This window comes from Micromonospora sp. BQ32 (assembly GCF_059358895.1).
Map to the genome: position 1 here is coordinate 92014 of NZ_JCADBI010000010.1, position 15616 is coordinate 107629.

Annotated in this window: 10 protein-coding genes and 1 pseudogene; 5 read left to right on the forward strand and 6 right to left on the reverse strand. The window is 69.1% G+C overall.

The window, feature by feature from the left end:
• Window positions 1-20: 20 nt before the first annotated feature.
• Genes AC5L30_RS19865 through AC5L30_RS19875 form a run of 3 tightly spaced genes read right to left on the reverse strand, consistent with a single transcriptional unit; the run spans window position 21 to window position 3441 of the window.
• Window positions 21-1427, reverse strand: coding sequence for a TldD/PmbA family protein (locus tag AC5L30_RS19865; protein ID WP_494869016.1), 1407 nt, complete (start codon window positions 1425-1427; stop codon window positions 21-23).
• On the reverse strand, window positions 1424-2860 hold the full coding sequence (locus tag AC5L30_RS19870; protein WP_494869017.1) for a TldD/PmbA family protein: 1437 nt from the start codon (window positions 2858-2860) through the stop codon (window positions 1424-1426). Before AC5L30_RS19870 ends, AC5L30_RS19865 begins: the two co-directional genes overlap by 4 nt.
• A gap of 32 nt (window positions 2861-2892) precedes the next feature.
• Window positions 2893-3441: a Uma2 family endonuclease gene (locus tag AC5L30_RS19875; RefSeq protein ID WP_494869018.1), complete on the reverse strand. Its 549-nt coding sequence runs from the start codon at window positions 3439-3441 to the stop codon at window positions 2893-2895.
• Between the two features lie 277 nt (window positions 3442-3718).
• On the opposite strand from AC5L30_RS19875, the gene AC5L30_RS19880 reads away from it, so the two are divergent.
• From AC5L30_RS19880 to AC5L30_RS19900, 5 genes are all read left to right on the forward strand, one after another.
• Window positions 3719-4774, forward strand: a complete 1056-nt coding sequence (locus tag AC5L30_RS19880; protein ID WP_494869188.1) for an ABC transporter ATP-binding protein — start codon at window positions 3719-3721, stop codon at window positions 4772-4774.
• On the forward strand, window positions 4771-5823 hold the full coding sequence (locus tag AC5L30_RS19885; RefSeq protein ID WP_494869019.1) for an ABC transporter ATP-binding protein: 1053 nt from the start codon (window positions 4771-4773) through the stop codon (window positions 5821-5823). Before AC5L30_RS19880 ends, AC5L30_RS19885 begins: the two co-directional genes overlap by 4 nt.
• On the forward strand, window positions 5820-6827 hold the full coding sequence (locus AC5L30_RS19890; protein WP_494869020.1) for an ABC transporter permease: 1008 nt from the start codon (window positions 5820-5822) through the stop codon (window positions 6825-6827). The genes AC5L30_RS19885 and AC5L30_RS19890 overlap by 4 nt, the downstream gene beginning before the upstream one ends.
• Window positions 6828-6839: 12 nt before the next feature.
• Entirely contained in the window at window positions 6840-7826 is a 987-nt protein-coding gene (locus tag AC5L30_RS19895) for an ABC transporter permease (protein WP_494869021.1), read from the forward strand.
• Between the two features lie 158 nt (window positions 7827-7984).
• Entirely contained in the window at window positions 7985-9727 is a 1743-nt protein-coding gene (locus tag AC5L30_RS19900) for an ABC transporter substrate-binding protein (RefSeq protein WP_494869022.1), read from the forward strand.
• Window positions 9728-10216: 489 nt separating this feature from the next.
• Here the strand turns inward: AC5L30_RS19900 and AC5L30_RS19905 are convergent, their stop codons facing one another.
• From AC5L30_RS19905 to AC5L30_RS19915, 3 genes and pseudogenes are all read right to left on the reverse strand, one after another.
• Window positions 10217-14053, reverse strand: a complete 3837-nt coding sequence (locus AC5L30_RS19905) for a tetratricopeptide repeat protein (protein WP_494869023.1) — start codon at window positions 14051-14053, stop codon at window positions 10217-10219.
• On the reverse strand, window positions 14050-14382 hold the full coding sequence (locus AC5L30_RS19910; protein WP_494869024.1) for a hypothetical protein: 333 nt from the start codon (window positions 14380-14382) through the stop codon (window positions 14050-14052). The genes AC5L30_RS19905 and AC5L30_RS19910 overlap by 4 nt, the downstream gene beginning before the upstream one ends.
• A 278-nt stretch (window positions 14383-14660) precedes the next feature.
• A pseudogene (locus AC5L30_RS19915) lies at window positions 14661-15403 on the reverse strand (XRE family transcriptional regulator).
• Window positions 15404-15616: the final 213 nt, after the last annotated feature.

Genomic DNA, 15616 nt, shown 5'->3' on the forward strand with positions numbered 1-15616 from the left:
GTCGCGCGTCGTCGGGGACATCAGCCGGAGGCGCCTCCGGTGAAGTGCCAGGACGCCAGGCGCAGCGAGGGCGCCGCCCACCAGGCACCGTCCACCCGCTCCGGTTGGCGCACCGCCCGCGCACCCAGCCCGAGCACCGCCCCCGGCCCGAGCGCCCGCGGGTACGACTCGGTGAACCGCAGGTCACGGACCGCCCGGACGACCGTGCCGTCCTCGATCAGCCATACGCCGTTGCGAGTCAACCCGGTGACCACGAGGCTCTTCGGGTCGAGCACCCGGGTGTACCAGAGGTCGGTGACCAGCAGCCCTCGGCGTACGCCGGCTACCAAGGCGGCGGTGTCCGCGTCGACGACCGCTCCGGCCGCCGCTCCGGTGGTGCTCCGGCCCACCGCACTGGCCGGGCCCGCCGCCGCGCCGGTCAGCCGCAGGTTGCGGGGCATCGGGCCCCAGGTGGCGCCGCCCGCCACCGCGTGCCCGGTGGACTCCGCGCCCGCCTCGGCGGCGGTCCGGCGATCGTGCGCCACCGCCCGGGTGGTGCCCGCCTCCACCAGCGTCAGCGCCCGTCGGCCGGTGCCCTCCGCGTCGAACGGCAAACCGGACCCGCCCAGCGGATCGTCCACCAGGGTCACCGCCCGGTCGAACTGGGCCGCGCCCGGCTCGGCGAACGACTGCCGCTCGGCGTACCGCTTGCCGTTGAAGCCGTAGAAGGACAGGTTCTGCAGGAGGTCCGCCACGGCGGCCGGCTCGAACACCACCTCGTAGTGCCCCGGTGGCAGCTCGACCGGGTCGGCCGCCGCCTGCGCCTTCGCTGCCGCCTGCGCCCCCAACTCGGCGCCGTCGAGGTCGGCCAGCCGGTCGGCGCTGCGCCGGGCCACCCCGTCCGCGCCGTCGCGACGGGCGATGCCGTCCATCGCCGCCTCCACCGAGCGGCCGTACGCCGAGTGCCCGGCCGAGTTGGCGAACGCCGACGAACGGTGCGCGGTGCGGCAGTAACCGGCGGTGCTGAGCCCCCCGGCGGCGGCCACGAACGCCCCCACCCGGTCGGCCCGCTGATCCGGCTCGGCGTGCGCGGTGGCCTCGTCGACCGGCGGCGCGTCCGGTGTGGGCATCGGCGGGGCCAACCCCGGCCAGCCCGGGTCGGGCGGGCAGAGCCGCGCCGCGGCCAGGGTGCGCTCCACCAGGGCGGACAACCCGTCGGCGGTGACCACACTGCCGCCGCCGGCAGCCGTCCGCCCGTCGACGTGCACCCGCAGCCGGACCCCGACCGTCGACTCGGAGACGTTCTGGTGGATGCCCGAGTTGGCGAACCGGGTCAGCGCCAGGTCCGCCCGCGTCACCACCGTCTCGGCCTGCGCGGCCGGCCCGCCAAGACGCCGAACCAGCTCCACAACCTGTCCGGCCAGCTCCAACTCCGTCTGCCCACTCATGCCGAGACCCCCACCCGGACGTTGCGGAACCGGGCCGGCGCGGCCGGGTGGCCGGTGTGCCCGATCTGGCCGGGTTGGCCCTTGCCGCAGTTGGGCGTGCCCCAGGAGACCGTCTCGCCGGAGAGCATGTCCATCGAGCGCCAGAAGAGCGGGCCGATCCCGGTGTACGTGGGGTTGCGCAGCATCCGCCCCCGCCGCCCCTTCTTGATTTCCCAGCCGACCTCGCAGCCGAACTGGAAGTTGAGCCGCTTGTCGTCGATCGACCAGGACCGGTTGAGATCCATCAACACGCCGTCGTCGGTGGCCGCGGTGATCTCCTCCAGCGTGTGTGGGCCAGGTTCCAGGCCCACGTTGGTCATCCGCACCATCGGCAGCCGGGCCCACCCGTCGGCCCGTACGCTGCCGCCGTAGTCGAGGCTGGCCATGGCGGCGGAATCCCGGCCGGCGAGCACACCCACCCAGCGACCGTCGCGGACCGCGTCCCGCTTGACCGCCGGGGAGCCCTCGTCGTCGAAACCGAAGCTGCCCAGCGCACCCGGGATCGTCGGATCGATGGTGATGTTCATCAGCTCCGAGCCGTAGCGCAGCGAGCCGAGCTGGGCCAGGTCCAGCCAGGACGTGCCGGCGAACGCCGCCTCCCAGCCGAGGATCCGGTCCAGTTCGATGGCGTGCCCAACCGACTCGTGGATCTGCAGGGCCAGCTGCTCGCCGCCGAGGATCAGATCCGTCTCGCCGGCCGGGCAGAGCGGCGCGGTGAGCAGCGCCCGGGACTCCTCGGCGATCTGCGCGGCGTGCGCGGCCAAATCCAGCGACTCGACCAGCTCCCACCCAGTGGTGCCGTACTGGCCGCGGTAGCTTGGCCAGGACCGGCGCTGCGTCTCACCGTCGCCGATCGAGGTGGCCGAGATGCCACCGCCGCACTCGCGGATCCGCTGGTCGATCCGGTGACCCTCGCTGGAGACGAACCACTTCGTCGTGTCCCAGATCTGGTAAAGGCCCTCGGCCAGGTCCGCCCCGTGCTCGGCCATCGTGCGGGTCGCGTCGACCAGCAGATCGCCCTTGTCCGACAGGGGAACCCCGAGCGGGTCGATCTGGCAGCCGGAGGACCAGCTGGCGGTGACCGCCTCGACCGGCACCAGGTCGACCGGAGGGCCCGGCACCCGCGCGCTCGCCATGGCGGTCCGCGTCGCGCGCCGGCCGGCTTCGCGGGCGGCGGCGTCGGACAGATCGGGTACGGCGTGGAAGCCCCAGCTCGCCCCGACCAATGCTCGGACCCCGAGCCCGATGCTCTCGTCCTGGGTCAGCTCCTCCACGTCACCGTTGCGCGCGGTCATCGACTCGTAGCGGCGGTGCATCACCCGGGCGTCGGCGTACCGGGCGCCCGCGTCGAGGGCGGCCTGGACGGCGGCGGTGGCCGCGTCGAACTCGGTCATGGACCGACCCTAGGCCAGCCGACCGACACCCGTCAGGGGAGCAGATCCTCCGGCCGGATGGTGGCCTTCACCGGCTCAGTGAGCACCAGCAAATCGCCCGGTCTGGTTACGGACTGCTCGGTGTAGTGACCGCCCCGCCGCCGGTACAGATGCAAGGTGCCGCTGTCCTGCTCCACCAGGAGATACCACTCGATGCCGGCGGCTGCGTAGTAGTGCATCTTGAGCACTTTGTCGGTCGACGCGTTGCTCGGCGAAATGATCTCGCATACCAGCCGCACGTCACCCGCCTCGACGTTGAGTTCGTCGAAGTCGATCGGGCCGGTGATTACCAGGTCCGGGATCGGGATCCGGCCGGGCCTGAGGCGGACGTTCACCGCTTCCAGGACGTGCAGGCCGGCTTCGCGAACCGGGGCTCGGAGCACCGCGCGTAGTTCGCCGGAGATGTTCTGGTGTCGGGGGGTGGGGGCTGGGGTCACGTGGAGGCTCCCGTCGAAGAGTTCGACGCGCTGCTGCGTCTCGCCGAGGGCGAGGTACTGCTCTTCGGTCCACGGGCCTTCGTGGTTGAACACCGCCGCGGTCATCGTCACCTCCACCTCGTGCCACAGGCATCCTCTGCTGGTCGCTCGTCCCATGGTCGCACCCGACGTGCGAGTACGGCCATGAACGGGTGTGGATGGCGAGGTGACGGGGGTGCGGGGCCGATGCCGACTCGTTACGCTCGGGCCCGCTGACACGTGCCGACTTTGTAGCTTATTTTCACCCTCGGGACTTTCCTGTAAGTTCTCTTCGTCACTGAGGGAGGTGGCCGTGGACAGCTCGGAACCCTCGCCGTCCGGGGGCCCGGACGACCGCCCCGCCGTGCCGGCACAGCGCTCCGACCAGGACGCCTACCTGCGGGTGCGTGATCTGCGGGTCCGGTTCGACACCGAGGACGGCGTGGTGCGCGCGGTCGACGGGGTGTCGTTCGCCGTCGAGCGGGGCCGCACCCTCGGCATCGTCGGTGAGTCCGGCTCCGGCAAGAGCGTCACCTCGCTGGCCATTCTGGGCCTGCACGACCCGAAACGGACCACCATCACCGGGGAGATCTCCGTGGGTGGCCGACAGGTGGTCGGCCTCGGGGACGAGGAGGTACGCCGGCTACGCGGCCGGGACATGGCGATGATCTTCCAGGATCCACTGTCGGCGTTGCACCCGTACTACACGGTGGGCCGGCAGATCGCCGAGGCGTACCGGGTGCACCACCCGAAGGCCAACCGGCGCGAGGCCCGCCAGCGGGCGGTCGACATGTTGGACCGGGTCGGCATCCCGCAGCCGGCGCGCCGCTTCGATCAGTATCCGCACGAGTTCTCCGGCGGCATGCGCCAGCGGGCGATGATCGCGATGTCCCTGGTCAACGACCCGGCGCTGCTGATCGCCGACGAGCCGACCACCGCGCTGGACGTCACCGTCCAGGCGCAGATCCTGGACCTGCTGGCCGACCTCCAGGCCGAGTTCCACTCCGCGATCATCCTGATCACCCATGATCTCGGCGTGGTCGGCCAGGTCGCCGACGACGTGCTGGTCATGTACGGCGGGCGGGCGGTCGAGCGGGGCAGCGTCGAGCAGGTGCTCCGGGCGCCGCAGCATCCGTACACCTGGGGGTTGCTCTCCAGCGTGCCGTCGCTGCACGGCGACGCGGACGCGGACCTGGTGCCCATCCCCGGCAACCCGCCCAGCCTGATCAACCTGCCGCCGGGCTGTGCGTTCCACCCACGTTGCCGGTACTCCGACCGTGCCGGCAGCCGCTCCCACACCGAGGTGCCGGAGCTGCGCTCAGCCGGGGCCGATGGCCACCTGGTCGCCTGCCACCTGAGCGCCGAGGAGCGCGCCACGTTCTACGCCGAGGACATCGCATCCGTGGGGGTGGCCCGATGACCGATGAGCCACTGCTGCGGGTACGCGGCCTGAGCAAGCACTTCCCGGTACGCCAGGGGCTGCGCGCCACCGGTCTGGTGCGGGCGGTGGACGGGCTGGACTTCGACGTGCGCCCGGGCGAGACGCTCGGCCTGGTGGGGGAGTCGGGCTGCGGCAAGACCACCACCGGCCGGATGCTGGTGCGGCTGCTGGAGCCGACGAGCGGCAGCATCGAGTTCGACGGGCGGGACATCACGCACGCCGGCCGTCGGGAGTTGCGCCCGCTGCGCCAGGACTTCCAGATCATCTTCCAGGACCCGTACGCCTCGCTGAACCCGCGGCACACCGTGGGCCGGATCGTGGCGATGCCCCTACAGGTCAACGGGATCAAGCCGCCGGGCGGGATCAAGGCCCGGGTGCGGGAGTTGCTGGAGCTGGTCGGGTTGAACCCGGAGCACTACAACCGGTACCCGCACGAGTTCTCCGGCGGTCAGCGTCAGCGCATCGGCATCGCCCGCGCGTTGGCCCTGCGACCGAAGCTGATCGTCGCGGACGAGCCGGTGAGCGCACTGGACGTCTCGATCCAGGCGCAGGTCGTTAACCTGCTGCGCGACCTGCAACGCGAGCTGGGCCTGGCGTTCGTGTTCATCGCCCACGACCTGGCCGTGGTCCGGCACTTCTGTCAGCGGGTCGCGGTCATGTACCTGGGTCGGATCGTGGAGATCGGCGACCGGGCGGACATCTACGAGCGCCCGCAGCACCCGTACACCCGGGCGTTGCTCTCGGCGATCCCGGACGTCACCCAGCTCGGCCCGGCGGGTCGGATCCGGCTGACCGGTGACGTGCCCACCCCGCTGGACCCGCCGTCGGGCTGCCGGTTCCGTACCCGGTGCTGGAAGGCGCAGGACATCTGCGCCACCGAGGAGCCGGCGCTGATCCCGCGCGACGGCGGTTCGCAGGCCACCGCGTGTCACTTCCCCGAAGGGGAAGCGGACAGCACGAGCCCCGAGAGCGGGGCGGCTGTGGAGGCGGGGACGACAGACGCGATCGTGGAGGAGGTGTCGCCGTGAGCCTGTCCCCGGTGGAGGGTGTGGCGCTGGCCGAGATCGAGTCCGGCACGGACCCGGGCGAGCCCGCCGCGAAGGGCGTCGTCGGCCGCTCACCCGGTCAGCTCGCCTGGCTGCGGCTGCGCCGCGACCGGACGGCGATGGTCAGCGGCGTACTCCTGGTTTTCTTCCTGCTGTTGGGGTTGGCCGCCCCGCTGATCGAGATGGTCTACGGGATCGGCCCACGGGAGCAGTTCCAGAACCTGCTGGACGGCTTCGGCATGCCGCTGGGTTATGCCGGCGGGGTCAGCGGTGAGCACTGGTTCGGTCTGGAGCCGGGGCTGGGCCGGGACATCTTCATCCGGCTGATCTACGGGCTGCGGACCTCGCTGTTCATCGCGTTCGCGGCGGCCCTGATCACCGCGACGATCGGGATCGTGCTCGGCGCGCTCGCCGGCTACCTCGGCGGCTGGCTCGACGCGGTGATCAACTGGATCACCGACCTGACCCTGGCCATGCCCTTCCTGATCATCGCGCTGGCGCTGACGCCCACCATCACGCTGCGCTTCTACGGTGAGCGGGGGCAGGTGTCGTCCGCCTTCGGGGTGGGGGTGCTGATCGCCGTCTTCGCCATTTTCGGCTGGACCAGCACGGCCCGGCTGGTTCGCGGGCAGGTGATCGCGTTGCGCGAGCGGGAGTTCGTGGAGGCGGCCCGGGCCAGCGGGGCCGGGCTGGGGCACATGCTCTTCCGGCAGCTGCTGCCGAACATCTGGGCGCCGATCCTGGTGTCGTTCTCCCTGGCGGTGCCGCAGTTCATCACCAGCGAGGCGGCGCTGTCATTCATCGGCGTCGGCCTCAGCGACGAGACGCCGAGCTTCGGCCGAATGATCTACCGCAGTCTGGACTTCCTCCAGACCGACCCGGCGTACGTGTTCTTCCCGGGCATCATGATCTTCGCGCTGGTGTTCGCCTTCAACCTCTTCGGCGACGCGTTGCGGGACGCGCTCGACCCGAAGTCGTCCCGGTAGGGGTCAAAAATCATGGCGCGATTTCTGCTCAAGCGACTCTTCTCCGCCACGCTGACCCTCTTCGCGGTGAGCGTGTTGACGTTCCTGATGTTCTTCGCCCTGCCGCGCGACCCGGTCAGCAGCATCTGCTCGAAGAACTGCAACCCGGAGCGGCTGGAGCGGGTCCGCGACGACCTGGGCCTGAACGACCCGCTGATCAGCCAGTACGCCGGTTATATGAAGGGCATCGTGACCGGTCGGGACCTCGGCAGCGCCCAGGGCGGCCGGTGCGACGCGCCCTGCCTGGGCTGGTCGTACGTCACCAACGAGGCCGTCTCGGACACCATCGCCCGGGTGCTGCCGGTGACGCTGAGCATCGTGATCCCGGCGGCCATCCTCTGGTTGCTGCTCGGCGTGGGACTCGGCATGGTCTCCGCGCTGCGGCGGGGCACCTGGCTGGACCGGCTGGCCATCGGCTTCTCGCTGACCGGCGCCTCGTTGCAGCTGTACTTCGTGGGCGCGGTGCTGCTGCTGGTGTTCGTCTACAACCTGCGGCTGTTGCCGGTACCGAGCTACACCTCCATCTTCGACAACCCGGCAAAGTGGGCCAGTGGGTTGGTGCTTGCCTGGGTGGCACTGGCCTTCCTCTTCTCGGCCATCTACGCCCGGTTATCGCGGGCGCAGATGTTGGAGACGCTGTCGGAGGACTTCGTCCGGACCGCGCGGGCCAAGGGCCTGGCCAAACCCAAGGTGTACGGGCGACACGCGCTGCGCGCGGCGATCACCCCGGTGGTGACCATCGCCGGGTTGGACGTGGGCGGGGCGCTGGGCGGAACGGTGATCACCGAGACGACGTTCGGCATCCAGGGGCTGGGGCGTACGGCGGTGGACGCGGTGCGCGCGGGTGATCTGCCCACCATCATGGCCACCGTGCTGATCGCGGCCGTCTTCGTGGTGCTGGCGAACGTGCTGGTGGACCTGCTCTACGCGACCATCGACCCCCGGGTGCGGCTGCGCTGAGCGGGCCGATGTCCAGCGGGTGACCGGCGGCTGGCCTGGTGGCGAAAGTTATCGACAACTGTTACACAACTCGTAGGTTTTCTTCCTTACGATCCTCGGGACGTCGGCGGTTCTCGCCCCGACGAAACCGCACGGCACATGGGTGAAGGAGGTACTTCATGCGACCACGCGTGGCGGTTGCCGCAGGCGGCGCGATCGCTCTGGTTGTGGCATTGGGTGCGTGCTCGAAGAACACGGGCGAGGGCACCACGGTGGACACCGAACGGCAGCAGACCGGGGTCATCGCGACCGACCCCAAGGACTCGCAGGGGCCAGCGGCAGAGGTGAGCGGCGCTACGAAGGGCGGCACCTTCACCATCATCCGGGAGTCGCCGATCTCCCACCTCGACCCGCAACGGACGTACTCGTTCGCCGGTCTGATGACCAACCCGCTCTTCGCCCGCTACCTGACCACCTGGAAGGACGACGGCAAGGGCGGCCTGGTCCTGGTGGGCGACCTGGCCGAGACGCCGGGCAAGAACGTCAACAACGACTGCAAGGTCTGGGAATTCACGATCAAGGACGGGGTGAAGTTCGAGGACGGTCGGCCGATCACCTCCAAGGAGATCGCGTACGGCATCGCCCGGTCCTTCGACCCGGACCTGTCCGGCGGCCCGACCTACATCCAGGAGTGGCTGGCCGACACCCCGCAGTTCGACACCAAGTGGGACTTCAAGAAGAACAAGACGTCGCTGCCGCCCGGCCTGAGCACGCCGGACGCGAAGACGCTGCGCTTCGAGTTCGCCAAGCCCCGCTGTGACCTGCCGTTCGCGGTCTCGCTGCCGACCACCGCGCCGCTGCCGGCCGACAAGGACACCGGCGTCGACCTGGACAAGCAGCCGTTCTCGTCCGGCCCGTACAAGGTCGCCAAGAACCAGGTCGGTGTGCAGATCACCCTGGACCGCAACCCCAACTGGGACCCGAACACCGACCCGGTCCGGCACCAGTACCCGGACCAGTTCGTCTGGAGCTTCGGCCCCACCGCGGACGCCGCCAACAACCGGGTGATCGCCGACAACGGCGCCGACCAGAGCGCGCTCGCCTTCAACACCGTGCCCGCCTCGCTGGTCGCCAAGGTGGCCGGGGACGCCACGCTCAAGTCGCGCAGCATCCTCTCCCCGACCCCGAGCGCCAATCAGTTGGTCATCAACAACCAGCGGGTCACCGACCTGAAGGTGCGTCAGGCGCTCAACTACGCCATCGACCGCGAGGGTCTAATCAAGGCGATGGGCGGGCAGACCGTCGCCGCGCCGCTGACCACGCTGATGCCGCCGGCCACCATCGGCTACAAGGCGTACGACGCGTACCCGGCGGGGGCCAACGGCAACCTCGACAAGGCCAAGGAACTGCTCGGCGGGAAGACACCCGAGCTGGTCCTCGGCGTCGCCGACAACTCCACCGAGCAGCAGCAGGGCGCCCAGCTCAAGGCGAACCTGGAGCGGGCCGGCTTCAAGATCACGCTGCGGAACATCTCCGACGACGCGAAGCTCGACGAGATCAAGAAGAAGGACAACCCCTGGGACCTGTACATCGGTAACTGGGCGGCGGACTGGCCGAGCGGGGCCTCGATCCTGCCGGTGCTCTACGACGGCCGCACCATCAAGGCCGAGGGCAACAGCAACCAGTCCTACTTCAACGACCCGGCGATCAACACCGAGATGGACCGCATCTCGGCGCTTCCTGCGGCCGAGCAGGGCCCGGAGTGGGCCAAGCTCGATGAGCGGATCATGAAGGAGCACGCGCCGGTGGTGCCGCTCTTCGTCGACGTGGCCTACAACGTGCACGGGTCCAAGGCGGGCGGGATCTTCATTTCCAGCGTCTTCGGCTACCCGTCGTTCGTGAACGCGCACGTCAAGCCGTAAGTCACACCGCAGACCAGCAGGGTCCTCTCCCGACAGCGCCGTCGGGAGGGGACCCTTCTGTTTCCACTGGTCGGCTCGACCAGGGGCGGTCCGGCGCCAATCATTCGTGTGGGACGTCGCCATCTAGGCAAGGCATGGCTCGTTGACCTGGACATCGCGTCCAGCCGCTGTAGAGCGCGCATTGTGGCGCAATCGAATCCCGCAGTCGCGTGGCCTTCAGGAGACGCCCGGCGTGCCGTCGCTCGAGACAATCAAATGAACTCGGCTCGGTATGGCCGGACGGCTTCGGCGCCACAGCCGGCTACTCATCGCGGTGCCCGGTCGGCGGCAGATCTGCGACATGCGCTAGGCCATCACTGAAGCAATCAATCTCAGGTGGCTCGACTCCGCAGGCGTGCCCGCGTGCTGATGTTCAACGCTCATTTCATACGGCGTCGCAGGCCGACGCTGCTGGTTCGCTGGTCTGGCAGATCCGAGCCGGGGGATCGGCTATGTGTCTCGGGCTTGGCCAAGTGCGACGAAAAATCTGTCGATCAGACGGGCCGGCACGATGGCGTTGACTGTGTTGATGAAGTCCTGATCATTGGTGTGCTCGCGTTGGTCGTCGATGTGGGCGAGGGTCTCGCCTGGCCACGATCTAGTGGATTCGTGCCATAGGGTCGCAGCGCGAAGCAGCGCTGCCAGCGCTTCGTCGTGGTGATCTTGTTGTTCAAGCACGACGCCGAGTTGGTGGTAGGTGCGGGCGCGGCCGTGCCGGTCGTTGAACTCCGGGACGATGTCGAGGGCCTGCCGGTAGTGCCGTTCGGCCTCCCCGAATCGCTGTTGCTCCTGCGCCACTGTGCCGAGTTGGTGGTAGGTGCGGGCGCGGCCGTGCCGGTCGTTGAACTCGAGGAAGATGTCGAGGGCCTGCTGGTAGTGCCGTTCGGCCTCCCCGAATCGCTGTTGCTCCTGCGCCACTGTGCCGAGTTGGTGGTAGGTGCGGGCGCGGCCGTGCCGGTCGTTGAACTCCGGGACGATGTCGAGGGCCTGCTGGTAGTGCCGTTCGGCCTCCCCGAATCGCTGTTGCTCCTGCGCCACCATGCCGAGTTGGTGGTAGGTGCGGGCGGCACCGTCCCGGTCGTTGAATTCCAGGACGATGTCGAGGGCCTGCCGGTAGTGCCGTTCGGCCTCCCCGAACCGCTGTTGCTCCTGCGCCACCACGCCGAGTTGGTGGTAGGTGCCGGCGGCGCTGTGCCGGTCGTTGAACTCCAGCTTGATGTCGAGGGCCTGCTGGTAGTGCCGTTCGGCCTCCTCGAACCGCTGTTGCACCTCCGCCGCCCTGCCGAGTTGGTGGTAGGTGCCGGCGGCGCCGTGCCGGTCGTTGAACTCCAGCTTGATGTCGAGGGCCTGCTGGTAGTGCCGTTCGGCCTCCTCGAACCGCCGTTGCTCCTCCGCCACCGTGCCGAGTTGGTGGTAGGTGCTGGCGGCGCTGTGCCGGTCGTTGAACTCCAGCTTGATGTCGAGGGCCTGCTGGTAGTGCCGTTCGGCCTCCCCGAACCGCCGTTGCTCCTGCGCCACCATGCCGAGCTGGTGGTGGATAATTCCTTGGCCTCTTCGTTCTCCGCTTGATTCCCTGAGGCTGAGTTCGGCCTGATAATGGCGGCCAGCTTCGTCGAGCTGGCGCAGTTCCAGAGCGGTCCGGCCAGCGAACCCGTGCAGGAAGGCACGTTCCAGCACACTGAAATCGTGGCCGTCGGGCTGATGGCGGCTGAGAACCTCCTCCAGAAGTATGGCGAGCGCGGGATGTTGGTTGTGCTGCTGGAGGTACACAGCGACCGCATTAATGAGCCGCGTAATAGGTTTGCCCGTACCGGTGCCATGGTCGGTCGCGGCGGTAAGGTTTGCGTATATGGCCCGGGCGAAGGCCTGGCCTGCAGCGCGCTGTTGAGGATCTCGTCCGGTGAGCAGTGTGTGAATGGTCCACGCGAGAGCGACGCAGAGGTGGTAATGCGCGTCGCGGGCGGCTTCCACGTGGGCAGGTTGGTCGTGCAGCCGGGTGCGCAGGAAGTACGGGAGGACCGGCACCACCTCCACCAGCGGCAGGTGTCGGTGGGGTGCCGCCAGGCCCACGCGGATGATTTCATCTACCGCCGCGGCGAGGTCGATATCACCGAGCGCCTGGACCGGATCGCTGGTCTGCAACTCTTCCTGATAGGCGGCCAGGATCGGGCCGGTGGGGATGGTGGCGGTGAAGGGGGCGAGGAGCAGCATGGACTGCTGCACCGCGGGATCCAGGTTGCCGTGGCTGTACTCGATGGCGCGGCGGATGATGCCCACCGGGTCGGCCGCGATGTCTCCCTGCCGCAGCTGAGCCAAGATCGCGGCGGGTGTGCTGCCCGCCAGGGCGGGCAGGACCACGGTCATCGGCAGGGGGAAGCCGCCGAGCAGGTCGACCAGCTCGCGCAGCGCGTCCCGGTGGTCAGGGTCACTGCGGTAGTGGCTGCCGCCGTGCTCGTGCAGGATTCGCTCGACCAGCTGTGAGGCAGCCTGTGGGTCCAGTCCGGTTAGGTCGTAGATGTTGGCGGCGAAAGTGCCGGGGGAAAGCCACGACTCGTCCTGCCGGGATCCGATCAGGACCAGACTGCGGCCGCCCCGCAGCCGGCGCAGCAGCTCTGCTAGCCGGGCGCGGTGGGTCTCGTCCAGGGCGTGCGGGATCGCCGCCGGGCCGGCGGTGATCGACTCGGCGTTGTCCAAGACGAGCAGGTAGCGGCGAGCCCGCAACAGCCCGGCGATGCGTTCCAGCCGGGCGGGTTCGCTGAGAGAATCGAACACCGCCTGCTCCACTGGGGTGAACAGCTGCTTGGCGAGCTCCCGCACGATCTGGTCCGCGGTCCACGCGCGGTCCTCGTAGGAGAACGCGAAGACTCGCTCCACCAGCCCAGTTCGTTGCCACCACCAGCCCAGATGTTCCAACAGCGTTGACTTGCCAGCCCCCGCCATGCCCCTTACCAGCAGTTCATTGCCGTCACTTGTCAGCAGCAGTCGCCTTTCTATGGCCTGTACGTCCAGATCTCGGCCCACGAACCCGTACCGTGGCATCGGCTCTGGAGCGACCGCCGCCTCCCGCTCGAAGAACTCCACCTCCTCCGCCGGCGTGCGCGGCCGCAGCCGCAGGTCGAGCGAGCGCTGGCTGAACACCACTGGCAGCACCCAGTCCTCCAGGTCGATGACCTGATCGAAGTAGCCGCGCCGGCCCCGCTGCTCGAACAGCACCCGCCGCGCCGCGTGCGCCGCCTCCACCGGCCGCGACCCGGCCGCGAACCTCCCATACAGCACCGGCATCGCGGCCGCCGCCGCGGAGACGGTCACCGAATAGGCCATCCCCATCGTCAACGGCACGCCCGCCTGCGCCAGTTGCTGCGCCAGTCCCGCCTCGGTCACGGACTGCGTCGCCGACTGACAGGCGTTCAGCACCGCCACCGGCACCCGATGCTCGGCCAGCAGCGACGCCACCTGCCCCGCCGGCACCGGCTGGGCGACACCATCGGAGGCGGTCTCGAAGAACAGCATCCCCTGCTGCCCCTCGAACGCCGGCACGTCCGCCGGGTCGAACGTCAACCGACCGCCACGGCGGCCCTCCTCCAGCGTCGCGTGCCCACCGAACAGGCCGTGCACGTCGAAGTGCACCACCTGGAACCAGCCGGTCCCGAACACGTCCGTCTTCGTCTGTAGCGCCTGCCGCAGCGCCGCCCACGTCCCCGGCCGGACGAACTCCACGGTCACCGGCACCTCGGCCAACCGCAACGACTCCAGCAGCGGCCGGGATACCGTCCGGTATCCCACGTCTTTCGGCCCATCCGGCCGCGCGGTCACCACCAGGATGTTCACTGCGGCCCGTTCGGCGGGCAGGTCGAACCGCGTCCCCTGACCGGCGACGCGGCGGGTCAACGGCAACCGCACCGCCAGCGGTGTCCCGAACTCCGGATCCCGCAGCGCCTCCCAGTGCAGCTGGTGCAGTCCCGCCGAACCGACCACCTCGATCCGGCAGCCGTCGAATCCGGACTCCCGCAGCCGCCGGTAACTGTTCCTGGCACCCTCGTTCGGGAAGAGTTGCTCGAACAGCGCCTGCCCGTACTCGGCCACCGCCCGCGCCGCCGCGTCCCGGCGATCCCAGTCCAGAAACGGGAACCGCAGGTGCTCCTCGAAATACCAGATCAGCTCCCGCTCCTGCGCAGTATCGAACGGGTTCGCCACCACCGCCGTGTGCTCGGCATCGCCGACGTGCACCTCGACGGTGAAGGAGCCGTCGTCCCGGGCCGACCGCTCCCGAACCGTGATGACAGTCACGACCGGGTCTTGCGCATCCGGACGACCACCACTCGATCACCAGCCGCCGTTATCGACTCCACCAGCTCTAGATCAGTCACCTCGGCCGGCTTCGCGGACGAACGCACCACCAGCCGCCGTACCAGCTCGAACAGCACTGTGCTCGCGACGTTCACCGCCAACGGCACTACGACCAGCTCCAGCAGGCCGGGCAGGAAAACCTCACCGCCCGGCCGCCCAGCCGATGCCGCACCGAGCGCCGCAGCTTCCGGGTCCGCCCGCCACACCACGGCGAGATCCTCCGCGCCAACACCGACCGAGGAGTCCACAGCAACGAGCAAACGATCCACAATGCCTCCCCATACGCCCACCGAACACCAACCAAACCACTCGGGAAACCACGTGCGGAAGCCACATCACTCCACCAATACCAACCAGACGGCCATCCGCTCGCGCCGATCGTCTAGGCCATTCCACCGGCCACCTCACAATCAAGATCGCCGGATCGTTCATTGACATGAGTGCGTATCGACGTCACAGGAAACGCTGTCGGCGAGAATCGCAGATTGGTCGGTAGAGCAGCCTCTGATGGCGCGGCGCATCCGCGCAACCGCCCATGAGCGTCGTCCTATTGGGGCGAGGTGTTGTACTGGTCGAGCGTCGCCTTGGACGTGGATGCATCCCGGAAGGTCAGCTCCCAGGGGCCGGTGTTGACGTCCATCTCCTTGCCGAACCCGACCCACTTCCCGGTCATCCGTCGGCCGGTGGGCTCCACCAGTAGCTGGATCGCGCCGTGGTACCGGGCTCCCCGGTAGTAGCCGGCGGGATCGGTCTGCTCCACCCAGGTGCCGGTGACCACGGCACCGTCCACGGTGAGATCCATTGACAGCGACGAGGCCGCCGAGCCAGGCAGGCTGCGTATGGTCAGTCGGTCCCCGTGCTGAAGGACGACCACGAAGTGCTGCCCGGCGAAGGATTCTCCCCGGCCGCTGGAGTGGTATTGGTAGCGGCTGAGCCAGACGCCCTCGTACGACCCGTGGACCGCGAGTGGCTTGGGCGTGGGTGTGGCCAGGCTGGACATGGGTGAAGTCAGGTCGTGCCCGCCGTGTTGGTCATCGACGACCTGGCCATTGGGTATCGCGGCGAAGCCGAGCAGCGAGACCGGCAGGCCGGCGACGACCTCCAGGGCGCGGGCGTACACGGGCCGCGGTGCGGCGATCGCGCCGGACTCCCAGCGCTGGACAAGTCTCTTGTTGGCGTCGTTGGGCTCGCCGACGCGGCGGCCGGCCGCCTGAAGCGCGCGGGCGGACAGTTCCTGGCTCATGTGCATCCCCTGCAGACCGCGCGTAGAGCGGTGTTCGGGGCGTCCATGCCCGTCACAATAGCGCTGTGTTACCTCGATGTCACCCTTGGTGTGCCTGGCCCGCGAGGGGTCGACGCGCCAGGCGGCATCTCGACGTCATGGTGCGCAGCACGCGCCAGCGGAGCTTGCCGGGCCAACGGAGGTAGTGGTGAGTAGTCGTTAGGACGTTCGTGCGATGGGGGCAACGAGAGCGTTCAGCCAGCGTGACACCGTGTTCGTTC